Here is a 25,526-nt window from a genome sequence, read left to right on the forward strand (position 1 = left end):
AGAGAAATTATAATTTTATTTTGATATCGAGTGCACTTGAACCTTCTTCGTAAACGAAGATCGGGTTGATGTCCAGCTCAGATATTTCAGGGAAGTCCAAGGTTAATCTGGCTACCCTTTTGATAGCTTCCTTGACTTCTTCAACATCGCAAGGTGCTTCTCCTCTGTATCCTGCAAGCAGTTTGGATACTTTGGTCTTTTCGATTTGCTCATCGATTTCCTGGGAGCTCATTCCTTTTGCGAGGTTGAATTCCACATCTTCAATAAGGTTTACGTAGATTCCGCCCATACCGAATGCAATCATAGGTCCGAATTGCTTGTCGCGGATCATACCGACGATTACTTCTTCACCTGAATCCATCATCTTTTGCACTTCAACGCCGTCAGGAACAATGTCAGGGTGTGCTGCCTTAGCGTTTGCAATGATTTCCTCATAGGTTGCTTTTGCTTCTTCGGCATTAGTAATTCCTACCTTTACACCGCCGATATCGGATTTGTGCAAGATTTTGTCGGATGCGATTTTAAGAACGACTGGGAATTCCATTTCTTCTGCAAGTGCTGCGGCTTCGTCCGCTGATGTTGATAACTTGATTGGTGCTGCTGAAATTCCGTATGCTTCAGCCACTGCATATGCTTCACTACCAAGCAAGGTGTCTCTTCCGTCAGCTTTCACTTTCTCAAAGATTGCTGCTACTGCATCTTTGTCAACATCATCAACTTTATCGACAACATCGTCGTATATCCTGTCTTCCAGTCTTGCATATCTGGTCATCGCTTCAAGGGCAGTTACTGCAGTTTCAGGGAATACGTATGTTGGCACGCCGTTTTCTCTTAAGGCTTCGTTTGCAGCTTCAAATGAAGGTCCGCCCATGTTAACTACAATGATAGGTTTGTCGAATTCTTTTCTCTCTTCTAAGATTGCCTGTGCAATTCCATCGGGGTCAGCTGATGCGGTAGGACAAACCATAATGATTAGACTGTCAACTTCATCCTGGCTCAATACGATTTCCAGGGATTCTTTGTATCTGCTTACCGGTGCATCTCCCAATACGTCGATAGGGTTTTTAGCACTTCCTTCTTCGGTTACGCATTCTTTTAATCTTGCAGTGGTTTCTTCGTCGAATTCAACAAGTTTCAATCCGACTTTTTCCATTGCGTCTACGGTAAGTACTCCTCCACCACCTGCATTGGTGATGATGGCCACATTGTCACCTCTTGGGAGTGGTGCTTTGGAGAATGCTAAACCTAAGTCGAAGAGTTCCGCCATGGTTTCCACACGCATGATTCCGGATTGCCTGAATGCGGTGTCAAATGCAAGGTCACTGCCCGCCAATGCTCCTGTGTGGGAGGATGCTGCTGCAGCTCCTGCTGAACTTGAACCTGATTTCAAGACAATGATTGGTTTTTTGTGTGCGGTTTCCCTCATGGTTCTGACAAAGTCCTCGTCATCAGAGATTGATTCTAAATAACAGATGATTACATTGGTCTCATCATCTTCGGCCAAGTATTGCAATAGTTCGATTTCGCTTACTCCGGCCTTGTTTCCTAAACTGATAACTTTACTGAATCCAATTCCGGATGTTACGCTCCAGTCGATGATAGCTACCATCATAGCTCCACTTTGTGAAATGAATGCCATATTCCCTGTCGGTGGCATCATCTGTGAAAATGATCCGTTTAGCGGTGTGTGTGAATCAGTAATTCCTAAACTGTTTGGTCCAATGATGTTTATACCGTATTCTTTACCAAGCGCTGTCAATTCTGCTTCTAATTTAGCACCTTCTCCACCTACTTCCTTGAAACCGGCGGTAATAACTACCATGTTTTCCACGCCTGCTTCACCGCATTCTTTGACGGTCGGGTTTACAAATGCTACTGGAATTGTAATAATTGCCAGGTCTACTTTTTCAGGTATGTCTTTAATATTTGCATATGCTTTTTTACCAAGAATCTCTCCACCTTTAGGGTTTACCGGATATATTGCGCCTTCAAAGCCATCGTTGATAAGATTGTCGACGATGATATGCCCGACTTTACCAGGGGTGTTGGATGCTCCAATAACAGCCACAGATTCAGGTTTAAACATTCTATTGAGATCGATCATAAGTTTCTCTCCATATTGTTTTTATTAGTTTCATGTTAATTTATAATGATAAATAATTAACAATTATACTAATTATAATATTAGTCATGTTAATATTTAAATATTTTTATTTAAACATTCATTTAAATTCTTTTTTAGAAATATAAACACTTTATATTAATTTTTAAACTTTTATTTTTCAGAATAATTTCAATTTCACTAATGAAACTTTATAATGTATGATAAACATAAATATATATCAATTAATAAATGATTGATATTTTGGAATATTTTAAATATTTTAAGAAATATCAAATTCAGGAGATATTATGAGCTTAATTATCGCTTACATTGGAAAGAAAGGATGTGTAATGGCAGCCGATAAAAGAAAAATAGGGTATTTCGGTGATAAAAAAAATTTGAGGACATTAGAAGAAGAATTGTATAATGGAGCTATTGACAACGACGAAGATTTTTTAAACAGGGCATCTGAACTTGGAATTTCTATTAAGATTACGGATGATGCAAGCAAACTGAAAGTCGTTGGAAACTGTATCCGTGGTGAAGTAAGTACAAAGGGAACTTTTGAAACTAGAAGAAGAAGGATTTATGGAACAACTAACGGTTATCAAATCATTGAGCTATTGGGTTCTGAAACAGAGTCACGTAAGGCAGGCGAAAAGGGAATTATCATTTTCGGAAATAACTATGCAAAGCAATTGGCCGAAAACTTAATCAAAAGGGAATGGAAATCCTCTCAAAGCCTAAGATACATGGGAGAAGTGTTTGAGGACATATTGTCCGAAGTTTCTTCCAAGACCCCTACTGTCGGTGACAAATTTGACGTATTGATGCAACAGCCAGACTTTTCAAAATCCAGCGCTCAAAAGCATTTAAACATAACAATCGACCATGACATCAAGGTCTTAACTAAATTCAGACAGGAATTAACAGAAAAACTGGTTCAGCAAAGCGTCGCTATTGACATGGCAAACAAGATTATTGAAAAGGGTGAAGTGGGCCGTGTCGTTGAGATAGACGGCAATATGCTGCAAGTTCAATTAAACGACAATACACAAGCAATGGACGGCAATTGGAAACAATTGAAAGGGCCTGGCGAAAATGTTTTAATGTTGACTGAAAGCGACAATGTGAAGATTGGAGACAAAGTTGTCATTCAGGATGAAGATTTGTGCCTTAAAAAAGATAAATCCTCTCTTATATGTGATGTAATTCTATGTTCATTATGAGTGGGGGTTTAAATGAAGATAACATTTTTAGGTAGTGGTGGCGGAAGATTTTCCGCTATTTCACAGCGAAGAATGACCGGGGGTTTCAGAATTGATAATCTTGGCGGTAAGAATTATCACATAGACCCGGGTCCAGGAGCACTTATCAGAACTTACCAATTTGGATTTGATCCCCGCAATCTCAGTGGAATTTTTGTTTCTCATGCACATACAGACCATTATAACGATGCGGAAATTCTCATTGAAGCAATTACCCGCGGAATGACTAAAGAGACAGGCACAATATTTGGAAGCACCAGCGTTTTGGAGGGTTATGAAAAATGGGGTCCATGCATCTCAAAGTATCACCAGTCCAAATCCCAGAGAGTCATTTTAAAGCCTGGTGAGGTTAATGAAGTCAACGGCATCAAGGTAAAGGGTACCAAAACGGAGCATGGTGACCCTGCAGGCGTCGGATTTCAGATAGACTATAACGGCTTTAAGGTTTCATACACTTCAGATACAGGATATTTCGAGGAATTGCCTGACTATCATGAGGGTGCGGACATATTGATTGCCAGCGTATTGAGGCCTGGAAACAGAACCATTCCGGGGCACATGTGTTCCCGCAACTTTGTCGATTTGATTGAAAAGGTAAAGCCGAAAGTTGCAGTGATGACACATTTGGGCCTTAAGATGATATCCAACAATCCTGTGGTTGAAGCCAAAAAGATTTCTAAAAGAACTGGCGTTAAGACCATAGCTGCATTTGATGGATTGTCATTTAACGTGAACTATAACAATCCTAAGAAATTCAGGTTGATTTCACTTAAGGATGTTGAATCTTCAATGCACAGCACCAGCCATGCATTGTTTAATAGTGGCAGGAGAAACTCATATCAGACTTCATTCAAAAATAAGGAGTTTGATGAGCTTTCCATTGTAAAAAGAGATTAGATATTTTTTTCCAAATCAGTCGGGTGGATGAATCCTGAGCGAATCATATGGTCTGCAAGGACAATTGCAGTACTTGACTCAGCCACTGCTGTCACTCTAGGGGCGATGCAGGGATCATGTCTGCCTTTGATTTCTATTTTTTTATTTTCCATCTTTTCCAGATTAACTGAATCCTGACATTTGGAAATGGATGGTGTAGGCTTAATGGCTATTCTTGAAACGATAGGCATGCCGTTGCTCATTCCTCCGATTATTCCTCCGGAATTATTTGTTTTTGTAGTGATTTTGCCGTCTTCAATTTGGTATTCATCGTTAATTTGGGAGCCTGTTTTGTCTGCAACGCCAAATCCAAGGCCAATTTCAACTCCCTTAACCGAACCGATGTTCATCAGGATTCTTGCAAGGTCTCCATCCAGCCTTTCAAAGACAGGTTCGCCAAGGCCTGCAGGCATGCCGATTGCTATTGTCTCTACGATTCCGCCAATTGAATCTCCTTCTTGCTTTTTGGTTAGAATCAATTCTTCCATTTCTTCAGCTGCTTTCAGGTCTGCACATCTGACTGGATTCTTTTCGATGTTTTCCTTGATTGCATTAAAGTCTTGAGGCTCTGCTTTAATGTCTCCGATTTGGGTTACATGGGAAATTATTTCAATGTTTTGTGTTTCAAGAAGCTTTTTGGCTATTGCGCCACCGATTACATGTCCGATGGTTACCCTTCCGCTTCCACGGCCCCCTCCGTTGTAGTCGTAGTTTCCGTATTTTGCCATCCAGGCAAAGTCTCCGTGGGATGGGCGTGGTGTGTTTTTAAACATGGAATAGTCTTTGGAATGCTGATTCTTATTAAAGACAACGCAGGCAATAGGTGTTCCATCGGTTTTGCCTTCAAATATTCCTGAAAGTATCTGGACTTCATCAGCTTCCTTTCTTGCAGTGGTCACGCTGCTGGTTCCAGGTTTTCGTTTATCCAGTTCTTTTTGAATGTCTTCAGGGGTCAGTTCAAGGTTTGCAGGACATCCGTCAACAACGGCACCGACTGCCATGCCGTGGCTGGTTCCAAAACTTGTTACTTTAAATTTTTCTCCAATTGAATTTGACATGTTGAGCCTCTTTTAAACAATTGCTTTAATGTTTGTTGTTTGAAGTTATTAAATGTTTAAATTTTCGCAAATATTCTTGCATTGCTGGAGGGTTAGTCCCGCCTTGACGGTTCCCATTTCCGTATCAAGTGTGAAATCCGCTTCGTTTTTCACGATTTCGGCTAAAAAGTCCTTATATGCAATTAATGCTTCACGACCATCGGTTCCGGCTTCCTTCTTTATCTTTTCAATGTCATCGCCACAGTTAATGAAATCAAATATTTTCATTAATCCTTTTTTTCTGGGTGATTTTCTCAATATGTCGTCTTCTGTAGGGTTTGGAAATGAAAATTTTATATTATATGACCCTTTTGAAATTTCTTCAACGAGCAAATCTTCATTGAAATTAAAAGATATTTCTAATAAATTTGTCATTTTATTTTTTGTATAATTAAGTTTGTTTCCTAATGAATACATGTTCTCTATAGATAAAGGAATTCTTAGGTTATTTCCCACTAATTTTAAGTTAATTTCATTAAGGTTTTGAATAAATTTTTTTCTATTGTTTTTATAAATCTCATATAGATATTTCAATGTTTCATAATTGCCCCGTGTGCCTTGCTTTTCAGGATGATCTTTAAGATAATCCCCGATATCTCTTAAATCTGCTTCTAATTCATCTAAATAATTGTCATAATCTTCTATTGTTTCTAATTTCATAAATTATTCTCCTATTAAATGTAATACTCCTTTTGGTACTTCATTTGAATCGCTACCAAACAATTCAGTTAGGATTCTTAATTTTGATGATAGATATATATTATAGTTTTTTTCATCTGTGTAAGGATATCTATAAACTCGTAATGAATGGCATAATCCATGCGTGTTGTCTTTTGAATTAAAGATTATGCTGTCAATTTTTGACCTGCCATTCTTTAAATCTACTTTCAGACCATCAAATTCAGTTAACGTGTCAATGTCATTGGGATTTGCTTTTGATGTAGTGAAACTGCCGTCAATCCAATGATCAAGGAAATATCCAGTATCCTTAAGTTCCTTCAAATGCTTTTTATACTCTTTCATGATTTCCTTTCTTTTTGAGGATTGATTTTTAGAGAATATCTCTTCGATTTCATCAAGTGTCATATTATAAATTCCATAAGGGAGATATCCATGTTCGTCAAAGCCGTTAAATTTTCTCATTCTCATAATATCACTTAAAAAAATTTAACAGGCACCTGTGTTCACTATATTTAAATCATTCTATATAAATATTTTTTTCCAGACTCTTCCCAAATGCATTATAATATGATTTAAAACATTTATAAAACTTTAAATCAATTTTACAGACTTTTTACAATTTTTTAATATTAAAGCAATTTTTCAAAAAGAACCGAATACTGTAATCTTGAATGATTCCAAACTGCAATATGGGTTGGTGATTTTCATGTAAATTCAGACGATTATTAAAGACGTTTGAAGTATGGAAAAATAGATTAGCTATTGGTATGACTTTGACATCCCAAAAAGTAATGAGACGGGAAAAATATCAATTTTAGATTATTGAAACCCTAAAAAAAAGAAAATTTGAGAGTTTTTGAAAACTCTCTTTTGTTTATTTTTGTTCAATTGAACTTACTCTATGCCAATCCTCTACGTTGGATAAAACGTCTCCTGCGTGAGGTTGGATATTTTCGGTTTCATTGGAGATGTCTAATGTATCGTCTACGAAGTATGCATATTTGAGTTGAGCAACCCATAACCATGGAGCGTCACCTTTTGGTGAAACACCGGTGTTTCCGTCCCATGAAATTTTTGACCATGTTCCGTAGGAATCATCCATGTCCTGACTCATTGCTTGGTCGATGTATCTGTCAACAACACTGTTGTTCAATGATGCTGGATTTGCATATCCAATACCTGCAAGATCGCTGTAGTATTCAAGTTTGAGTGTTGAAGGGTCTGGCTCTCCCATTCCATATACAATACATTCGCTGCTTTTAAGTTGATCCATTTCATCCCAGTTGGAACCGGTAGCGTTCATTTCGATTCCAATATCTTTTGCTTGTTCTGCAACGCTCACAGCAATAGCTTGTCTTTCAGGTGCATTTGAGGCGTAATATAAATTGAGGGATGCTTTCTGACCATCTTTTTCGACGATTCCATCACCGTCTGTGTCTTCCCATCCGCCTTCTTTCAAGATTTGTTTGGCTTTTTCAATGTCGCCGTCTTTAATTGCTCCTTCAGGATTTGCCCATGGTGCTGCATTGGACATTGCGTCGTAGTTAGGTACAGCTGCGCCGTTCAAAGCACCGTCACATATGGTTTCCCTGCTTATGCCGTAGTTCAAAGCTTCCCTTATGGCTTTGTCTGCGGTTATGTTGTTACCTAAGGTAAGGTTTTCAGCACTTAACGCGCCTGTATTGTTTACCATAGGGAATGAGATGCCTCTTACATCAAGACTGTCCATTGTATACATTGTGTATCCGTCTGCGGTTGCGTTGGTATATTCTAATGGCACTGCTGCAACGTCCACTTCATGATTCATTACAGCTGTTACTGCCGCTTCGTTTTCTAAAAATACTAGGGTTAGCTTGTTGAATTCAGGTTGTTTTCCGTAGTAATCTGGGTTTTTCTCAAGAATGATTTGTTGGCCTTTATCCCATTGTGCGAATTTCCATGGGCCTGAACCTATTGGGTTGCTTCCATATGTTTCATTGTTGTATGAGTCTGAAGGCACGATTCCAAGATATGGGAATTTGCATTTGAATGTTGAATCAGGTTGATTCAAATTAAATACAACTGTGTAATCATCTTTGGCTGTAGCATTATCCATCATGCTGAAGTCAAGGCTAGCTCCACTTTTCTTTGCTTCATTATATGTAAATGCAACATCCTCTGCAGTCAATGGTGTTCCGTCAGTGAAATTGACGTCATCTCTGAGTTTGACTGTATATGTCTTGAAGTCATCACTAGCTTCGACATCTGTTGCCAGGTCGTCTTCGAATTCCATGTCTCTATTCATTTTGAGCAGAGTTGATTGCACCAGCGGTGAGGAATAATAATTCCAACCGTAAATTGGGTCCATACCGGTTTCAGGTTCGCCGTTGTGACTGGTGGTTGCAACGACCAGTTCATCGTCGGCCCTGACGGTATTTGAGGATCCCATCATTGCTGCAATGCCTATGATTGCAATCAAGGCTATAATTGCTATTGCGATAATGTATTTCTTGTCCATTTTTTTCCTCCATTTTATTTAAGTAAAAAAAGTAATTGTCATCATTTCGATTGTAATAACAATTAATTAATTATTATTATTTACTTGCTTAAATATTTTATTATTAGTATTACTTTGTGCGGTATATGAATAATATTGATGTCCATACAGTTCTGGCATCGACTTTTCTAGGGGAAGTCATTGTTCTGCTTTTTAGTGAATATCAAATTGTTTGTCTGAACTCATTCCAAAAATTTAATTAAGTATCCTAATTAAACCTTATTATAGAAAAGTTATTAGATAAACACTGTAAGCAACTGACAATTAAGTGATTATTATGCAATTTCCAACTACAAGAATGAGAAGACTTAGAAAAAATGCGAAAATTAGAGACATTGTACGTGAAACCAAGCTCGAAAAGGAAGACTTGATTTATCCGATTTACTTTAAGGAAGAGCTTGAAGGAGACCAAAAAGAGGAGATATCCTCACTTCCGGGTGAATTCAGATACTCACTGGATAGCGGAGTCGAATTTGCAAAAGAGCTCGAAGCCAAAGGATTGAAGTCAATAATTGTATTTGGAATACCAAAAGAGGATACAAAAGATGAAATCGCCTCTCCGGATTATTCAGCAACCGGAATTGTCCAAAAGGCAATCAGAAGACTCAAAAAGGAAACAAACCTTGTCGTAATCAGTGACGTATGCCTATGCCAGTACACTTCCCATGGCCATTGCGGAATGATAAGGGAAAATGAGGACACAGACCATGGCATTGAGATATTGAACGACGAGTCCTTGCCCTACATCGCTAAAGTTGCCCTGTCCCATGCCGAAGCGGGAGCCGACATTGTTGCTCCTTCAGACATGATGGACGGAAGGGTAGGCGCAATCAGGCAGACTTTGGATGATGAAGGATATGAGAACGTGATGATAATGTCATATTCTGCCAAATATGCATCTGCATTCTACGAGCCGTTCAGGGTAGCCGCCTGCTCATCACCGCACTTGGGCGACAGGAAATCCTATCAGATGGATCCGGGTAATGCAATAGAGGCAATCCGAGAATGCGAGCTTGACGTAATTGAAGGATGTGACTTTTTGATGGTAAAGCCAGCGCTTCCATATCTGGACGTTGTCAGAATGGTAAGGGACGAGTTCATGCTGCCGCTTGTTGCATATAACGTAAGCGGAGAATATGCCATGATTATGGCTGCAATCGAAAAGGGATACCTGACTGAAAGGGCGATTACAGAATCTTTGCTTTCAATAAAAAGGGCAGGAGCAGACTTGATAATCACTAATTTCGCACCATACCTTCTTTTGAATGATGTGATAGAATGAATCCATTTGAAATTGCTAAAATGGCACAAATCGCCTCTGCATTGGAGGTAAGCGGATACCCAAAACCTGGCAATGTACACAGAACCCGCGACTATAGCGACATGGTCTTTGAAGACTTTGTAATAAGCGGAATAGTGATTGGTGACACTATCCGTGAGGCGTGCACTGATGTCGATGTTGAAGACCCAAAGCTTGGCAAATACATCCTGCAGGCTGTGGCCGAAACCGACAGGTGGATTAAGAACAACACTAATCTTGGAATCGTAATGATGATAACACCGATTGCCGTTGCGGCAGCCATAAGCGATTCATTTGACGAGATCCGCGAAAACGTTAAGTTGCTAATGTCAAATACATCAGTTGACGATGCATGCGACCTGTATGATGCAATCAATATTGCTGATGCCGGTGGAATGGGAGATCAGGATGAATATGACGTGGCCAGCGACAATGCCAAAAACGAGCTTAGAGAGAACAATCAGACAATGTACGATGTCTTGAAAATCTCAGCTCCATGGGATATGCTTGCCCGTGAGATGACCAGCGATATGCCTGCCGTTTTTGAAATAGGATATCCTACCTATCATGAGTTGGTTCGGGAGAAATCCAAAAACGAAGCCTGCGTTTTAACATTTCTAACAATCCTCTCTCAGGTTCCGGATACCTTGATTTCAAGAAAATATGGCTCAGATGAAGCATTGAAGATATCAATGATGACTAGGGATTTGCTCAACTTGAAGGATGCATCAGATTTCGGCGATAGGCTTAAGGAATTTGATGACTTTCTGTTCAATAACAAGTATAATCCGGGAACAACTGCCGATTTGACAGCCGCTTCAATTTTTGTAAGCTATTTGAAATCTAATTTTGAATAGGCTGATTTTCATTTCAAGAGTTTTTAACTCTTATTCTTTTTTTATTTTAATTTTGTTGAGGTTTTAATGATTTTATGGCATCATATGAGATTTTCTTTACATAATCTTCACGTTTAAAAAGGAAAATATTTATATTTCAAATTAAAGAGTAAATCACAGAGGTGAATTTATGAATAAAAAGATTTTTGCTGTGTTAAGTATTTTTCTAATGGTAATGGTTGGCTGTGCATATGCAACAGATTCAACCGATTCATTGAACAACAATACCGTTACAATATCCGGCGTAAACTTCACTATTCCTGAAGGGTTTACCGAAGATGTTGAAGAGGCGGTTGTCAATCAATCAAACTCCGATGACGGTTATAATTATGTGACTAATCAAAAAATGTTTGAGGACAATGACACCAACCTTATTTTGCTAAGTGTCGAAACCTATGAACAGAATATAACCGATGATTTTATAAGCGATTTTGGTGAAAAAACAACTATCAATAACGTAACCGGTTCTCTTGAAGACTTGGGCTTTTTAGCACTGTTTACATATGTTCAGGATGGGCAGCTAGTTGTTGTTACAGCCAATAATCAGGAACTCATTAAAGAAGTTGTGATTTAAGAGAACATTCTCTTTCTTTTTTTATTTTTTTCAGTTTTCAGGATTGGGGACTTTCGGGATACCTTTCCATTAGTTTTGTCTTTTTTTGGAACATAATCATCTAACTATTTAAAGAATGTAAACAATATATATCATTAATGGATATTCAAAAATGGTGAGGAAAATGCAAATCAGATATAATAAAAACGCAAACAACCCTCCTCTGATTGAGGATTTGGTCAATGAACTATTGAAGGATGATTTTGTGCACTTCAAGATTTTATGCGCCAATGAGGTTCATCATTTCCACAAGGAAGACGACACAATCATCGAGTTTCAGCAAACCTACATGAAGGAGTCTAAGCCTAATGGCGACAGATTGTATATAGCTTATCCGGACATCTTCAGGGTTAAGGTCTACAGGGATATGGCTCAGTATCTTGAAGACGAAAAGAAAGCAAATGCATTTGATGAGGTTGACTGGACAGGTAATAGAATTATATTCTAATTATCTTTTTTTTCTATTTTTTTTGAATTTTACACTACTTTTATAAATTACTTTAAACATATATTATTATATTATTAATCTATAATTTTTGGTGTTTAAATGAGTGAGGATATTAAAAAAACCATTAATGAATTGCATATTTATGAAAAGAAAGTTTTAAAGGAACTTGAGGCAAATCCCGATGCCACTCCCGAAGAGATAGCTGAAAATGCCGATATGGACATTAAGGCGGTCATGAGTGCAGCAGGATCACTTGCTTCAAAAGACATCATTGAAGTCAAAAAGGATGTTGAAGAGGAAATCTCCCTATCCGATGCGGGCCTTGATTATGCAAGCGAAGGTCTTCCTGAACGTAGGATATTGGATGTTCTGGCCGAAAAAAGGTCAATTCACATGAAAGACTTGGCTGATGAAGCAGGCATTGACAAGAAAGAAACCAATATCGCCATCGGATGGCTGCGCCGTAAAAATTGGGCGCAAATCGATAAGGGTGAAGTCAAAATCACAGACCTCGGTGCTGACTTTAAGGACAAACTTGGTGAAGATGAAGAATTGTTGAATCACTTGACCGAAGCTAAAAGAATCATCAAAACCAAATTGGATGACGGTCTTTTGGACGGATTCAAGAAATTAAATGATAGGAAAAACATCTTGAACGTTAAAAAGAATACCTCACACTCTTTTAAACTTTTAGATAAAGGTGAAGCCATATTGAATGAAGGATTCACCATTCAGGAACAAGCCACTCAATTAACACACCAACAATTGAAGGACGGTGAATGGAAAAGCCTCCAATACCGTCCATATGACATCAATGCCGAGGCGCCTGTCATTTTTGCAGGCAAAAAGCATCCATTAAGAGTAATCATTGATGAAATCAGAGAAATCTTTTTGAATATGGGATTTTCAGAAGACAACGGAGAATTTGTGGAATCAGCATTCTGGAACTTCGATTCACTTTTCCAACCGCAAGACCATGCGGCCCGTGAAATGCAGGATACATTTTATCTTAAAAATCCGTTGACCTGCGATTTGCCGGATGATGCTCTTGTAAAGCTCACTGCCGAAACCCACGAAACCGGTGCTGATACAGGTTCCATCGGCTGGCAATATGACTGGAGTGAAGACATTGCACGCCAAAGCGTTTTGAGAACCCACACAACCGGAATATCCACCAAACACCTGTTCAGTCATGAACCTCCAATCAAGATGTTTTCCGTTGGACGCGTATTCAGAAGAGAGACTTTCGATTACAAGCACTTGCCTGAATTCCACCAAGTTGAAGGACTTGTCTGTGATGAAGGAATAAGCTATCAAAACCTTTTAGGTACCTTGAAGGAATTCTATAAGAAATTAGGTTTTGAAGTAAGATTCAGGCCAGCTTATTTCCCTTACACTTACCTGTCTACCGAAACAGAAATCTATTTGGAGGAAAAGGAAAGTTGGATTGAGCTTGGAGGTGCAGGCATGTTCAGGCCGGAAGTATTGAAACCTCTTGGAATCAACCAGCCTGCTCTGGCTTTCGGTTTGGGTATTGAAAGGCTCGCAATGATCAGGTATGATGTGGAAGACATTCGTATGCTTTACAAAAGCGACATCAAATGGCTTCGCGAATTGCCTGTTGACAGAGGAGTCAGATTATAATGTCAATCAAGCTGGTTTCTTGGAATGTCAACGGAATCAGGGCGGTCTCCAAAAAGGAGGAATTTTGGGACTGGTTTGAAAATACCGATGCAGACATCATCAACTTTCAGGAAGTAAGGGCTACTCATGATAAGATTCCAAAGAAATTAGCTAATGTTGAAGGATTTCACAAATCTTTCAACGAAGCCGAAAAGAAGGGATACAGCGGAGTCGGAACCTACTCTAAAATTGAGCCTGTTGAAGTTGTAAGGGGTCTTGGCGTAGAAGAGCTTGACAGCGAAGGCAGGGTCTTGAGAATTGAATATCCCAACTTCATATTATACAATATCTACTTCCCGAACAGCGGAATGGAAGCCAAAAGGCTTGACTTCAAGGTTGCTTTCTGCGACGCTCTGCTCGAACAGCTTGTCGAATTGAAAAATCAGGGCAAAAACATTATCATCACTGGTGACTACAACATAGCCCACAATCCTATAGATGTCTACAATCCCAAAAACTGTGAAGGAAAGTCTGGGTATCTTCCTGAAGAGCGTGCATGGCTTGACCAGCTTGAGCAAGCAGGTTTTGTCGATACCTTCAGAATGTTTGATGAAGGTGAGAACAACTTTACATGGTGGAGCTACAGAACCCGTGCACGAGAGAGGAATGCCGGCTGGAGACTTGACTATTTCTATGTAAACGAAGAGATGAGGGATAATGTAAAGTCAGCTGAAATCCTATCTGAAATCTACGGTTCGGACCACTGTCCGGTAACTCTTGAACTCGAATTTTAAAAAAAATAGTGGGTTTGGTGATTATAGTATAGTTACAACATCACCAATATCTTCAATAATTGTAATGTCTAATTTTTCATTTCTGATGAATTCCCTGTCCTCTTCTGTAACGTCGGAATTGACAAGGATTGCACTCATTCCCGCATTGACCGCACCCAATGCATCTGCTTTGAATTTGTTTCCAATCATAACTGACTTTTCAGCGTTTCCTTTCATTTTTCTAAGTGCAACATCATAAATAAGCTTATTCGGCTTTTCTTTGCCTACCTCTTCTGATGTGATTACAGCATCAAAGAAGGAATGTACGTTAAGCCTTACCAGCTTTTCCCATTGCTTGATGGTAATGCCGTTTGAGATGACTGCCAGGCGATATCCCTGACTCTTGAGATAGATTAATGTATCGATTGTTTTGGGATATGGTCTTAAAAGCGCCATCTTAACGTTGTGGTATGTAATCATTCCAAGCGCTACAAGCATAGGATCCTCATGGCCGAGAACCACTTGGGTCAAGACGTTGAAGTGCTTGCCGTAATTGGATCCCTTTTCGCGGATAATTGTTTTTAAAACGCCATATGCTTCATCCTTATCAAGAGGCAAACCATTATCCACCATTAAACCAATAGCTGCTTTTCTTGCAGTTTCAGCAAAATCTGAAGTATCAAGTAATGTGCCGTCTATATCAAAAAAGACAACACGGTCATCATCATTCTTTATCATATGATTTTAGTTATTGTTTTAAAAATATTTAAGCTTTGTTAGAAGAAGGCATCTAGACTTTGCTGGACTTCACCGCGTGCCATGTCTTCCAGGTCCTTCTTTGTATATCCGAAGGAATACATGATTCTCTCGATTGCGGGAATCAGCTGATTGTTGATATAGTAATCCTTGTCATATGTATAGCCTTCGCTGTAGTCATATGGCACTGCCCTTTGGCTGATGGATCCCTTTCCCTTGACGATTATGTACTGGATGATGGTTCCGCGTGTAACTTTGATGCCGTGCTCTTCAATTCTTTTTGCGGCTACGACGTGGGGTCCAACCTGCTTGTATTGGCTGAGTGGCTTGGTGATTTGGGTGTGTATTATCATTTCCTTTTTGTCGACTTCGCCGTTTTTGATCTTTTTCAGTACCTTTTTGACTTCGCTGATTGCCTTGTCGGAATTTCCTTCCTTCAGGATGGCCATCAGAACGGCCTTTTGGGTGTTTTTGACAATCGGAGCCCAGTCTCTTCTGACCAATTCCAGTCCTTTGGCTATGATTTCGCCATCTTCAATGACGGCATATCTTTTTTTGCTTACAAAAAAGCCTCTTCTGTAAAATCCTTCGTATTCCAATTCCATGCTTTCAGGAAGTGTTGAATTGAGGTACTTCAGGAATTTTTGGGCCTGTGACTTGATTTCGGCTTCAAGTTCCAGCTGCTCTTTTGATTCAACTATCTCATCGCACATTGATTTTAGTTTTGATTAACCTATTAATAATACTTTTCTAAATCAATTTTTCAATTTTATCTCAATTTTGTTGCTTTGAAATATCTTTATTTACTTTATAATGGCTTCAAATTACTTTTCAAATGCTCTAAGGCATTTTTTATATGTCAATGGTAACATATTATGTGTGAGGTTGATACAATGAAAAAAAGATTGATTTCAAGTTATGATGAGGTAAGCGATACCTTTGTTGGAAAAGTTGATGGCGAAAACGGTTTTTGTGCAGACTATGACATTTCAAACGGTGTGTTTCTGGGAATCGATGATGACCATTTCCCAAACTCAGTGTTTGTAGGAAATGCATCTGAAGTTTTGAACACTTCAAAGCAAACCTTGGAGCATTCGAATGTTAAAATCAGCATCGATTGCGACAGCATCTGCCTGTACTTCAACATGTTCATTGAGGATTTGAAGGTCTGCTCAATCAGATGCAGAAACAGTTACGGTATTCCAAATATCAGCTTTGAAATGGATAGCAACCACTAGGTTGCTATCTCAATTTAAGCAATATCTATTTAAGTATAGGCGCTCAAATAGTAATATCAATTACAAATTGTCGAGGTTATGTGATGGTAGAGATCAATTATTGTCCTTCATGCGGTAGCGAATTGTTAAAAGGAAGCTTCATTTGCCCTTCCTGTAATTTGGATATTGAAGAGCTGTTCGCCAAAGGCTATCTGCTTGCCAGCAATGAATTGGATAATTCAATAGAGTTGTTTGATGGGAATCTCGGCAATGTGATTATGGATGATGTTGATAGTATGGATGAAAAAATAAATTTCAAATCTGGTGATGAGATAGTCATTGTCATTCCCGAAGGTGCCGACGAGGATGAGATAGTAATCGATTTGGACGCATTGGGCATCGATGTTGAAAATCTGGACGATGATGTGAATATCATAATCCAAGTTGAAGGGGCCGAAGAGGTTGAAGAGGATATTCTTGACGATGAGGACTATCTGGATGAGCCAAATGAATGGTATTTCGATGATGACCCTTACGGAATAGTCTATTATGAGTTTCCAGAAGAAGATGATGATTAGGTGGAATTAATGGAAAAGAATGTTCCTTATTACATATTGGATGAAAATGGTGCTGCTGAAAGCATATCCTCAAATAAAGAGGCATATATTGATGATAATGACCTGAAGGAGTTATTGATTGATTTTTTAGGTGATGATGTTTCAAGCGAAGACATACAGAAAATTCTTGAAGCGGCATCCGATGAAAAGCTTAGTGAAGAGGACTTCGACAGGCTGGTCGATGAATTCATTTTGAAAAACAAGAAATGAATTTCCTATTTTTGGCCTTAAAAATAAAACATTTATATATAATGATAAATTAATATTTTATTATCATTATTCATTAAGGCTCTTTTTTTGCTCTCAAAAATTAAGCTATCATTTATCTTGCCGATAGTTTGATTGAAAAGAGGCTTGGTGGCAGCGATTACTAATTTATAGATTATATTTATTAAGGTGAAAAAATGTCAATTTCTCAAGGAAAATCAACAAGGAGTCCTTCCGGTGCAAGAAATGTTGCACACCGTGGAAAAAGGAAATCAGAATTAGGAAGAGACCCAGCGGAAACTAGATTAGATGAAAAAAAATTAAGAAAGATCAGAACCCGTGGCGGTAACGAAAAACTCAGATTAGCAACTGCTAACAAAATTAACGTAACTGACGCTAACGGAAAAACCAAAGTTGTAGATATCCTTAACGTAGTTGAAAACACTGCTAACCCTAACTACGTAAGAAGGAACATCATTACCAAAGGTGCTATTGTAGAAACCCCTGAAGGTAATGCTAAAGTAACATCCAGACCTGGTCAGGATGGAGTTATTAACGGAATTTTAATTTAAGATTAATTTCTTAAATTCTCTTTTTTTTTAAATTTTTTTTTAACTATATTAATATACTTGTTTTTACAAATATTATTTCATTAATTATTACTAATTAGGAGATATAATGTCAGACGATAAAATCAATATGAATCATGGTGCCGGCGGAGAAGTAATGGCAAATCTGATTGCCAGCACAGTTTTAGATAATATCACCAAAAAGAGTGTTAATGGTGGTATTAGTCTCGATGCCCTCGATGACGGTGCATCAATCCCTATTGGAGATGATTATGAAATTGTTTTTACAACTGATGGCCACACTATAGACCCTCTGTTTTTCCCTGGAGGTGACATAGGTAGGATTTCAGCTGCAGGAACAATCAACGACGTTTCTGTAATGGGAGCTCGTCCATTGGCAATTTCCAATGCAATAATCATGCAAGAGGGATTTCCGATAGATGATTTGGACAGGATAATGAAATCATTAAACGAAGCATGTGAAGAAGTTGATGTGGCGGTCATTACCGGCGATACTAAGGTAATGCCTCAGGATAAGCTTGAAGGAATTGTAATGGTAACTACCGGTATAGGATTGGCTAAAAAAGGCGAAGTAATTCGCGATTCAACTTTGCAGGTAGGCGATAAGATTATCATTACCGGTACTTTGGGCGATCATGGAATGAGTTTGATGTCATTCAGGGAAGGATTCGGTTTTGAAACTGATTTGAAATCTGATGTTGCTCCAATGTGGAATATTATTAAAAAGGCTTTGGAAATCGGTGGAGTTACCGCCATGAAAGACCCTACCCGAGGAGGCTTTGCAAATGCCATTAATGAGATGGCTTCAAAAGCGGGCGTTGGAGTTGTGCTTGAACAGGATGCAATTCCAATCAGGCAAGAGGTTCATGCGGTATCTGAAATGCTGGGCATTGATCCATTTGAAGTAGCTAACGAGGGAAAGGTCGTCATGGGTGTCAAGGCAGATAAGGCTGAAGAGATTCTTGAAGCTATCAAAGGCGAAAAATATGGTGAAAATGCAGCCATTATTGGCGAGGTTGTTGAAGGGGACTACGTTGTAGTAAACACCCCAATCGGTGGTGAAAGAATCCTCGAGGCGCCAATTGCAGATCCGGTTCCTAGAGTTTGTTAGGTGATAATTATGGTAAGTGTATTTACAAGAAGAGTTATTGCATACGTAATGGATTTCTTTGTAGTTTCAGCATTCATGTGGATTATTGCTTATTTGCTGTCCTTGATTATAGCGCCATATTATACATATACTGTCTATCAGTATTTCCCGTATATCCTGCCTGTTTTGATTCTGCTTTATTTCATATTATGTGAAAAGGCGGCAGGGGCCACTGTCGGCAAATCCTTGATGTATCTGCAGGTAAGGTCTAGAAACGGCTCATATATTTCATGGCCTCAGGCCATTGTGCGCAATCTGACAAAAATATACTGGTTCCCGATTATTTTTGACTGGGCTATTGGAAGAGCGCTAAATGCTGACAGGCTATTTAACAACATTACAAAGACCGTTGTAGTTGATGAGCTTTAAACAGCTCACTTTTTTAGTTTTTTGGATTAAAATGATAAAGAAAGTTCAGGTTCTCTGGTATCTAAACAAGGAAGATTTGGAAAACTATTGCATAGACTTTAAGGAATATAAGTCCCATAAGCTCGATGGATATGAAATCGTTGACGTTGATGAGGATTTGATTTATGACTTATGTGATAGGGACCCTGATAGGCTGGAACCGATAGGATACTTTAAAAACAGAAAGGAAATTGAAAACTATCTGTCTGATTTTATTACAAACAATGAATATGATTTGGAAATCGGTTCTCCTGAGCTTACAGGTAAGATTGATGCTGCCTGTGCCAGCATTGAATTTTCTGGCGAGGACTATTACATTTCAATCGGCGAGGGAATCGGAAGTGAAGGCAACAGGATAGCCAGCTGGTTTGATTCTCTTAAAAAGGAATATGACAGCGCTTCCAGAGACAATATCTGGGTCCTGATGGTTACGGGCTATGACCCTTATGACCTGTCGCTGACCGGCAGAACGTTATCATTTGTTTTGGCAGACATATTGAACGTGACGGAATCGTCACTTGACGGTCTGATTCCAAACAAGGGACGCATCAGCGTCGAAGAATGGAATGAAATATTGGAAAAAGTATATAAGAAAAATAAAATCTATTTAGGCTTGAATCGGGCTGTTTAGCTATACTTCTCCTTTTTCAAATTCGCTCGGCTCGAAATAGGATATTCTGGCCAAATCATTATCGAGCAGTTCTCTGTTTATGTCATCGCTGTCAGTGTAGACGATAGCCAGTGTGCGTCCGTACTTATCTTCAGGCTGCTCGTCGTCTATATCAAGATAAACCATTTTTCCAAGGCATTTGTCTTCAACGAATTTTTTTGCCTGGCTGTATCCTGGCTCTTCATTTGGCGTATCCACCTGAATCAGTTGGACTCTGCCGATGCCGTAGACTTGAATCGTATTTCCGTCAATGACTTCCAGGCATTTTCCCGCATTTTCATAGTGGATTGTTGTGTTGTTTATCGTCAATGTTCCGTTTTGGCTTTCGATGGTGTTGTTGTCCTGCATAAAGACATTTGCAGCAGTCAATGCCAGTGTAATTATGAATGCCGCCAATAGGATTAGGGATATTGTTTTTTTGTTCATGTTGATCTATTTTGCATGTTCGCATTTGCTTTTGAATCTGCAGGAATTGCATTTCCTATGGTTTTTTGTCGGTATGAATGGTTTTGAACCTTCAAACAGGCCATGCATCCTGTCGATTGTAAACCTTATTTCATTTTCAACATCCGGTGTGAATACTTCAATCCAGAACAGGTTATTGGTGCCCCGTTCCCTTAGAGCCCCCTTGATTTTCCTTTCGTCTCCTGTCATGTCCTTGAATGCAAGGCAGTATGCCCTTACCTGATTCATTGTGGATTGGTAGGGGGTCCTTCCAGGCTTGTCGTCGATTATCACGATTTCATCGGGCTTCATCCAGATTTCATCGATATATCCTCGGATTCCATATTCGGGGGCTATCACAAAGCATTCCCTCGACATGGATGCGTCCTTTTTGGATGCCTCGAGGGCATCTTCAAATGTGGACTGTTCCGAATCCTGCTTGAATATCTCTTCCAGCTGATGATGGATTTCACTTCCGTGTGTCATTTCAGGTGTTGCAGGCGTTTCTATGCCTTTCATGTATTGGAGATATAGCTGGTATTCGCAATATCCCTGCTGGTTGAGCCAACTAATCGGGAAATTGTTTTTTCCTTCAATTATTTGAAGGCCTTTGATTGAAGGATGCTCTTTAATATCATACTCCGTTGCATATCCTATAATGTTTTTTTGCTTCATAATTTTATTCTGTCCTTTTTGATATCTAATACTTTTCATATGCTCTGGCAATCCTATTAAATACCTTTAAGGCTAAAAGTAATTTCATGCATTACGTCAACTCCAAAAGCATACTGTCTTCAAAAAACGGAATGAATCTCTATAGGGGATGCACCCATGGATGCATATACTGCGACTCCAGAAGCGCCATATACAATATGGACCATGAATTTGAAGACATCGAAGTCAAGGAAAACTCTTTGGAGCTGCTTAAAAAGGAGCTTATCAAAAGGCCTAAGGCAATGATTGGAACCGGAGCGATGACCGACCCCTACATTCCCCTTGAAAAGGACTTGAAATATGTCCGGAGGTCTTTGGAGCTGATCTACCGCTATGGCTTTGGATTTACATGCATCACAAAATCTGATTTGGTATTAAGGGACTTGGACCTTCTTAAGAAAATCAATGAGAAGTCAAAGGCTGTCGTTCAGATGACCATAACCACTGCCGATGATGAGCTTTGCAGGATTCTGGAGCCGAATGTATGCACAACCTCCCGCCGATTTGAAGTTTTAAGGGCTCTGAATGAAAACGGCATCCCTACTGTCGTGTGGCTGTGTCCGATATTGCCTTACATCAACGATACTGCCGAAAACATCAATGGAATCCTCGATGGATGCATTGAAGCCGATGTCCATGGAATCTTATGCTTTGGTATGGGCCTTACCTTGAGGGATGGAAACCGCCAGCATTTCTATAAGAAATTGGATGAACACTTTCCGGACCTGAAGGAAAGGTATGTCAGGGAGTTTGGTGAGAGCTATTCGATTCCATCTCCAGATGAGAAGGAGCTGATGGAAATCTTCAAAAGAAAAACTGCAGATAATGGAATTCTCAACGATACCTATGAAATCTTGAACTATCTGGCCGAATTTCCACAGAAGTCCGTTCAGAGCAAACTACTTTAAATAACTTGTTTTTTAAATATTATATTAATGAATTTCAATGATTTCAACATTCAAGATGATATCAAAAAGGGCATTGATGATATGGGTTTTACAAATCCGACCCCAATTCAGAGGATGGCGATTCCCGATGCTTTGAGGGGCATTGACATTATAGCTCAGGCACAGACAGGTTCCGGGAAAACCCTGGCCTTTGCAGTGCCTGTCCTTGAAAAGATTTTCGTTCCGGACAGATCCCCTCAGGCCATCATATTGTGCCCGACAAGGGAGCTGTGCATGCAGGTTGCAGATGAGATTGCCAAAGCCGGCTCCAGAATAAAAAAGCTCAAGGTTTTGGCTGTTTACGGCGGCCAGCCTATTGGAAAGCAAACCCGTGTACTCAAAAAGGGAGTTCACATTGTTGTCGGAACGCCAGGCAGGGTAATAGACCACATCGAAAGGGGAAACCTGGACTTGATAGGCATTGAAAGCGTTGTTTTGGATGAAGCCGATGAAATGCTGGAAATGGGCTTTAGGGAGGATATAGAGAGAATTCTATCAGACACTCCTAGCCAAAGGCAGACGCTGCTTTTCTCAGCTACAATACCAAAGGAAATCAGGGACATTGCCGGAAAGTATCAGAAAGATCCTAAATTCATTAAGGTTTCAAACAGAAAGCAGAACATTCCAAAGATAACACAATATGCTTTCAAATGTGATATCAAAGACAAGTTTGAATCATTGACTCGTTTAATCGATGCATATAATGTTAAGCTGGTTCTGATATTCTGCAATACTAAAAAAAGCGTTGATTTTGTCAAAAAGCACTTGAAAAAGCAGGACTTCAAGGCCGATGCCCTTCATGGGGACATGACCCAGCAGGCAAGGGATAAGGTAATGAACAAGTTCAGAAACGGCAACATAGACATCCTGGTTGCAACGGACGTGGCGGCCCGCGGACTTGACATTGACGGGGTAGATGTCATTATTAATTATGATGTTCCGCAGAACTCTGATGATTACATCCACAGAATCGGGCGAACCGCTCGTGCCGGAAAAACAGGCTTTGCGTTTACCCTGGTATCAAAGGATGAGATGTCAAGGTTTGACAATATCAGAAAGTCAAATAGGAATATTGCATATAAGGATATCCCCACGCTTCGGGAGATAAACGAGATCAAATCAAATCTAATCTTAAATGAAGTAAAAAGTTCAAGGGATAGTCTGGATGAATACATTGAAATAATAAAAAAGAATGAAAATAAGGAATTTGGTTCAACTGAACTGGCAGCTGGACTATTAAAGAAAATGAGGGAAAATTAATTATTTTGCCCCATCAATAACATTGTATTTAATTTTTTCGGCTTCAAGCTCACGTGTAAAGGCTTTGCTCATGTCACCAACGCAAATCGCCAAGACGTTCAGTCCTTTGCGGGCGGCATTTGCAGTTGCTTGCGGTGCGGCGTATTCGATGTCAAGAGGCAGTCCTAATTTGTTTATGACGGCACGTGAAACGGTACCGGCTGCAGCCACCTTGTCGATTTTCTCGCCGCTGTTTGTTCCTTTGTCGTAAACGTTTCTGATTAGCTCTAAATCGCAGGCTTTGGAACCGCCATTCTTGATGGTCGGAACATTGATGACAGTAACTTCGCCGATGCTCATGTCAATAATGCCTGTGAGGTTGGTTAGTGACACATCCATGTTTGCTTCGGCATCGTCCAAGACAACACCTGTCGCATTTTCTTCTTTTTTGTGAGCGTATAATACTCCGTCTTCCATGAAAAGACCAACAATATCATCTTTTTTAAGGTCTTCTTTTGCAATAGCCGGCCAGATAGTTTTATAATGATTCATTGTTTCCAATACTGAATCAGAGTATTTCCTTAAGCTGATTGCATCTTTTTTAACTTTATCGATACCCGCTTGGGTGATTTTATAAGGTGATCTTCCGTCTTTTGAGGTGATGTATCCTAATTCGATTAGTGTTTTAATGTTTTCGGAAACAGCTTGTATTGTAATTCCCAGTTTATTAGCCAAATCTTTCTGTTTGAGGTGAGGGTCCTGTTTTGAAATTTCACTCAAAATTTGGAAATGTGTTAGTGCACCTCTTTTTTTAAATGCTTTCATCATATTCATTCCTCAATTAAAATTGATTAATCATATATTTCTTCTTTATATTATATATACTAATTAGTTATCACGCCATTTAGTTTAGCATTAAATAGTTCAAGGAATTCTGATTTTTTATCAATTGGAATGTAGGCGCCACATGCCATTGAATGCCCGCCTCCGGTTCCTCCAACTTCGCCTGCAACATCTCTTATGATGTTACCGAAGTGAATTCCGTCGTATGACAGTAATCTTGAACATCTGAGTGAAACTTTAAGCCCTTTTTCATCAGTTTGTGTAAAGCCTATAATTGGTTTTTTCCAGTTGCAGCTGCCTAAAATCATTCCTGTTACTGTTCCAACAATCTCAGGCTTTATTCCAGTGCCATCGAAGTACTGCAGATTTTCCATTTCAATGATGTTTGTTTCATCACTTTCAGTTATTCGTGCAATTGACTGAGCGAGGTTGCGTCTGTGATCCAAGCTCACAGCTTCAAGTTCATCAAGCGCTACAAATCTGTCCCCTTTTAAAACTTCCATAGCTATCTTCTCTTCGCGATTCCGGCCGCATGCGTTCATTGCTGTCGAAAATTCGGAAGCATCTCTTAGAAAGCTATCAGGGTCTTCTTTTAAAAATGTATAAGAGTCGCCAATGATTAGTTGAGGGATATATCTTACATATTTTCCCGGAACCACTTTTGAAAGCATTCCAACAAGGTATTGGTAGAGTTTTCCTTTTTCAGCCATTGTCAGCTCATTTAGGGTCTTCCTTTTATGTTTTTCATCGATTCCCAATTCTTCCAAAATGGCCATTGTTTCGGTCGTATTATTTGTAATTGGGAGTTTTACATCACTGAAATATGAAAGAGCTACAAATAAAGGCCTTGTATTTCTACCGTAGATGTTTAAATCATTTTTAGTTACTTCAAGGTATCCTCCGTCGATTGCGTCTTGCTGGATGATTTCGTTCAATCCTTCAAAATGCCCGCTTCTGGTGTTTTGCATGTCTCCGATAGCGGAAAGAACTCCAATCCAGCTTAAATCATCATATCCAAATTCCTTTGCTAAGAAGTAACATAGTCCTCCGCCGCATACATAATAAGACCCGTCAATACCGTGGTGTAGCGGATTAATCTCCAAATAGGTATAATCTTTGTCATTCCCGTAATCTAAGCCTCTTAATGGAGGGTGATGATCTAAGATGATGATTTTCTGACCTTCTTTTGCATTGGCATCTACTAATTGTCCTGAACCCAGGTCAGAAAAGATTGTAAGCTCATGTGTAAGGTCAATATTGTCTAAGACATCTAAATTCACGAATTCGATGTCATGCTCTTTATTTTGTCGGTCAAGTATGGTTGATAAAATTGCGCCTGAACAGATGCCGTCGCAGTCGATGTGTGAATACACCTTTATGTCGCTTGAATCTTCAATGATTTCCTTTGCCTGACGGTACTGTTCATGCATTTTCTGTGGTATTTGCATA

Annotated in this window: 28 protein-coding genes; 17 read left to right on the forward strand and 11 right to left on the reverse strand. The window is 39.3% G+C overall.

What is annotated here, in order from left to right:
• Positions 1 to 7: 7 nt before the first annotated feature.
• Positions 8 to 2,104: an acetate--CoA ligase alpha subunit gene (gene acs / locus ACJMLD_RS05045; RefSeq protein ID WP_405268673.1), complete on the reverse strand. Its 2,097-nt coding sequence runs from the start codon at positions 2,102 to 2,104 to the stop codon at positions 8 to 10.
• A 308-nt stretch (positions 2,105 to 2,412) separates the two neighbouring features.
• On the opposite strand from acs, the gene ACJMLD_RS05050 reads away from it, so the two are divergent.
• Together ACJMLD_RS05050 and ACJMLD_RS05055 are read left to right on the forward strand one after the other, a co-directional pair.
• Positions 2,413 to 3,333 carry a DUF2121 domain-containing protein gene (locus ACJMLD_RS05050; RefSeq protein WP_405268676.1) on the forward strand — a complete coding sequence of 307 codons (921 nt, stop codon included), beginning with the start codon at positions 2,413 to 2,415 and terminating at the stop codon, positions 3,331 to 3,333.
• 12 nt (positions 3,334 to 3,345) lie between these two features.
• Entirely contained in the window at positions 3,346 to 4,269 is a 924-nt protein-coding gene (locus tag ACJMLD_RS05055; RefSeq protein WP_405268679.1) for an MBL fold metallo-hydrolase, read from the forward strand.
• On the opposite strand, the gene aroC is transcribed toward ACJMLD_RS05055, so the two are convergent.
• The 4 genes from aroC to ACJMLD_RS05075 form a co-directional block, all read right to left on the reverse strand.
• On the reverse strand, positions 4,266 to 5,366 hold the full coding sequence (gene aroC, locus ACJMLD_RS05060; protein WP_405268682.1) for a chorismate synthase: 1,101 nt from the start codon (positions 5,364 to 5,366) through the stop codon (positions 4,266 to 4,268). The genes ACJMLD_RS05055 and aroC overlap by 4 nt on opposite strands.
• A gap of 48 nt (positions 5,367 to 5,414) precedes the next feature.
• Positions 5,415 to 6,065, reverse strand: coding sequence for a hypothetical protein (locus tag ACJMLD_RS05065; protein ID WP_405268685.1), 651 nt, complete (start codon positions 6,063 to 6,065; stop codon positions 5,415 to 5,417).
• Positions 6,066 to 6,068: 3 nt separating this feature from the next.
• Positions 6,069 to 6,554, reverse strand: coding sequence for a DUF6932 family protein (locus ACJMLD_RS05070; RefSeq protein ID WP_405268688.1), 486 nt, complete (start codon positions 6,552 to 6,554; stop codon positions 6,069 to 6,071).
• Between the two features lie 406 nt (positions 6,555 to 6,960).
• Complete coding sequence (locus tag ACJMLD_RS05075) at positions 6,961 to 8,583, reverse strand: ABC transporter substrate-binding protein (protein WP_405268691.1); 1,623 nt, start codon at positions 8,581 to 8,583, stop codon at positions 6,961 to 6,963.
• A gap of 316 nt (positions 8,584 to 8,899) precedes the next feature.
• Between ACJMLD_RS05075 and hemB the strand changes: the two genes are divergently transcribed.
• From hemB to ACJMLD_RS05105, 6 genes are all read left to right on the forward strand, one after another.
• On the forward strand, positions 8,900 to 9,904 hold the full coding sequence (hemB, locus tag ACJMLD_RS05080) for a porphobilinogen synthase (protein WP_405268694.1): 1,005 nt from the start codon (positions 8,900 to 8,902) through the stop codon (positions 9,902 to 9,904).
• Positions 9,901 to 10,779, forward strand: coding sequence for a triphosphoribosyl-dephospho-CoA synthase (locus ACJMLD_RS05085; protein WP_405268698.1), 879 nt, complete (start codon positions 9,901 to 9,903; stop codon positions 10,777 to 10,779). The genes hemB and ACJMLD_RS05085 overlap by 4 nt, the downstream gene beginning before the upstream one ends.
• Before the next feature lie 169 nt (positions 10,780 to 10,948).
• Positions 10,949 to 11,392, forward strand: a complete 444-nt coding sequence (locus tag ACJMLD_RS05090) for a hypothetical protein (protein ID WP_405268700.1) — start codon at positions 10,949 to 10,951, stop codon at positions 11,390 to 11,392.
• Positions 11,393 to 11,555: 163 nt separating this feature from the next.
• Positions 11,556 to 11,879 (forward strand): hypothetical protein, encoded by a 324-nt coding sequence (locus ACJMLD_RS05095; RefSeq protein ID WP_405268702.1) that lies wholly within the window; start codon positions 11,556 to 11,558, stop codon positions 11,877 to 11,879.
• Between the two features lie 99 nt (positions 11,880 to 11,978).
• The gene (locus ACJMLD_RS05100) at positions 11,979 to 13,523 is read left to right on the forward strand and encodes a phenylalanine--tRNA ligase subunit alpha (RefSeq protein ID WP_405268704.1); all 1,545 of its coding nucleotides are present in this window, start codon (positions 11,979 to 11,981) and stop codon (positions 13,521 to 13,523) included.
• A complete protein-coding gene (locus ACJMLD_RS05105) occupies positions 13,523 to 14,296 on the forward strand; it encodes an exodeoxyribonuclease III (protein WP_405268707.1) in 774 nt (257 codons plus the stop codon). The genes ACJMLD_RS05100 and ACJMLD_RS05105 overlap by 1 nt, the downstream gene beginning before the upstream one ends.
• 21 nt (positions 14,297 to 14,317) lie before the next feature.
• Here the strand turns inward: ACJMLD_RS05105 and ACJMLD_RS05110 are convergent, their stop codons facing one another.
• Both ACJMLD_RS05110 and ACJMLD_RS05115 read right to left on the reverse strand, forming a co-directional pair.
• Positions 14,318 to 15,013, reverse strand: coding sequence for a TIGR02253 family HAD-type hydrolase (locus tag ACJMLD_RS05110; protein WP_405268710.1), 696 nt, complete (start codon positions 15,011 to 15,013; stop codon positions 14,318 to 14,320).
• Positions 15,014 to 15,051: 38 nt separating this feature from the next.
• Complete coding sequence (locus ACJMLD_RS05115; RefSeq protein WP_405268713.1) at positions 15,052 to 15,744, reverse strand: DNA polymerase domain-containing protein; 693 nt, start codon at positions 15,742 to 15,744, stop codon at positions 15,052 to 15,054.
• A gap of 180 nt (positions 15,745 to 15,924) precedes the next feature.
• On the opposite strand from ACJMLD_RS05115, the gene ACJMLD_RS05120 reads away from it, so the two are divergent.
• The 7 genes from ACJMLD_RS05120 to ACJMLD_RS05150 all read left to right on the forward strand — a co-directional run bounded on the left by ACJMLD_RS05120 (position 15,925) and on the right by ACJMLD_RS05150 (position 19,851).
• Positions 15,925 to 16,269 carry a hypothetical protein gene (locus ACJMLD_RS05120; RefSeq protein ID WP_405268715.1) on the forward strand — a complete coding sequence of 115 codons (345 nt, stop codon included), beginning with the start codon at positions 15,925 to 15,927 and terminating at the stop codon, positions 16,267 to 16,269.
• A gap of 83 nt (positions 16,270 to 16,352) precedes the next feature.
• Positions 16,353 to 16,826 (forward strand): hypothetical protein, encoded by a 474-nt coding sequence (locus tag ACJMLD_RS05125; protein WP_405268717.1) that lies wholly within the window; start codon positions 16,353 to 16,355, stop codon positions 16,824 to 16,826.
• Positions 16,827 to 16,835: 9 nt separating this feature from the next.
• Positions 16,836 to 17,075 carry a hypothetical protein gene (locus ACJMLD_RS05130; RefSeq protein ID WP_405268719.1) on the forward strand — a complete coding sequence of 80 codons (240 nt, stop codon included), beginning with the start codon at positions 16,836 to 16,838 and terminating at the stop codon, positions 17,073 to 17,075.
• Between the two features lie 194 nt (positions 17,076 to 17,269).
• A complete protein-coding gene (locus ACJMLD_RS05135) occupies positions 17,270 to 17,644 on the forward strand; it encodes a 30S ribosomal protein S8e (RefSeq protein ID WP_405268722.1) in 375 nt (124 codons plus the stop codon).
• Positions 17,645 to 17,750: 106 nt separating this feature from the next.
• A complete protein-coding gene (gene hypE, locus ACJMLD_RS05140) occupies positions 17,751 to 18,773 on the forward strand; it encodes a hydrogenase expression/formation protein HypE (protein ID WP_405268725.1) in 1,023 nt (340 codons plus the stop codon).
• Positions 18,774 to 18,782: 9 nt separating this feature from the next.
• Complete coding sequence (locus tag ACJMLD_RS05145; protein ID WP_405268728.1) at positions 18,783 to 19,181, forward strand: RDD family protein; 399 nt, start codon at positions 18,783 to 18,785, stop codon at positions 19,179 to 19,181.
• A gap of 31 nt (positions 19,182 to 19,212) precedes the next feature.
• Positions 19,213 to 19,851, forward strand: a complete 639-nt coding sequence (locus ACJMLD_RS05150; RefSeq protein ID WP_405268730.1) for a hypothetical protein — start codon at positions 19,213 to 19,215, stop codon at positions 19,849 to 19,851.
• Here ACJMLD_RS05150 and ACJMLD_RS05155 read toward each other — a convergent pair whose 3' ends face one another.
• Positions 19,852 to 20,316, reverse strand: a complete 465-nt coding sequence (locus ACJMLD_RS05155) for a thermonuclease family protein (RefSeq protein ID WP_405268732.1) — start codon at positions 20,314 to 20,316, stop codon at positions 19,852 to 19,854.
• Between the two features lie 6 nt (positions 20,317 to 20,322).
• Positions 20,323 to 21,009, reverse strand: coding sequence for a PD-(D/E)XK nuclease family protein (locus tag ACJMLD_RS05160; protein ID WP_405268735.1), 687 nt, complete (start codon positions 21,007 to 21,009; stop codon positions 20,323 to 20,325).
• 86 nt (positions 21,010 to 21,095) lie between these two features.
• Here ACJMLD_RS05160 and ACJMLD_RS05165 point away from each other — a divergent pair, with 86 nt between their 5' ends.
• Together ACJMLD_RS05165 and ACJMLD_RS05170 are read left to right on the forward strand one after the other, a co-directional pair.
• On the forward strand, positions 21,096 to 21,956 hold the full coding sequence (locus ACJMLD_RS05165; protein ID WP_405268738.1) for a radical SAM protein: 861 nt from the start codon (positions 21,096 to 21,098) through the stop codon (positions 21,954 to 21,956).
• A 27-nt stretch (positions 21,957 to 21,983) separates the two neighbouring features.
• Entirely contained in the window at positions 21,984 to 23,255 is a 1,272-nt protein-coding gene (locus tag ACJMLD_RS05170; RefSeq protein ID WP_405268741.1) for a DEAD/DEAH box helicase, read from the forward strand.
• Here ACJMLD_RS05170 and ACJMLD_RS05175 read toward each other — a convergent pair whose 3' ends face one another.
• Together ACJMLD_RS05175 and recJ are read right to left on the reverse strand one after the other, a co-directional pair.
• Entirely contained in the window at positions 23,256 to 24,059 is an 804-nt protein-coding gene (locus ACJMLD_RS05175) for a winged helix-turn-helix transcriptional regulator (protein ID WP_405268895.1), read from the reverse strand.
• A gap of 59 nt (positions 24,060 to 24,118) precedes the next feature.
• Positions 24,119 to 25,525: a single-stranded-DNA-specific exonuclease RecJ gene (gene recJ / locus ACJMLD_RS05180; protein ID WP_405268744.1), complete on the reverse strand. Its 1,407-nt coding sequence runs from the start codon at positions 25,523 to 25,525 to the stop codon at positions 24,119 to 24,121.
• Between the last annotated feature and the right edge of the window lies 1 nt (position 25,526).

The sequence above is a fragment of the Methanobrevibacter sp. genome, from assembly GCF_045112895.1.
In the GTDB taxonomy this organism is placed as follows: domain Archaea; phylum Methanobacteriota; class Methanobacteria; order Methanobacteriales; family Methanobacteriaceae; genus Methanocatella.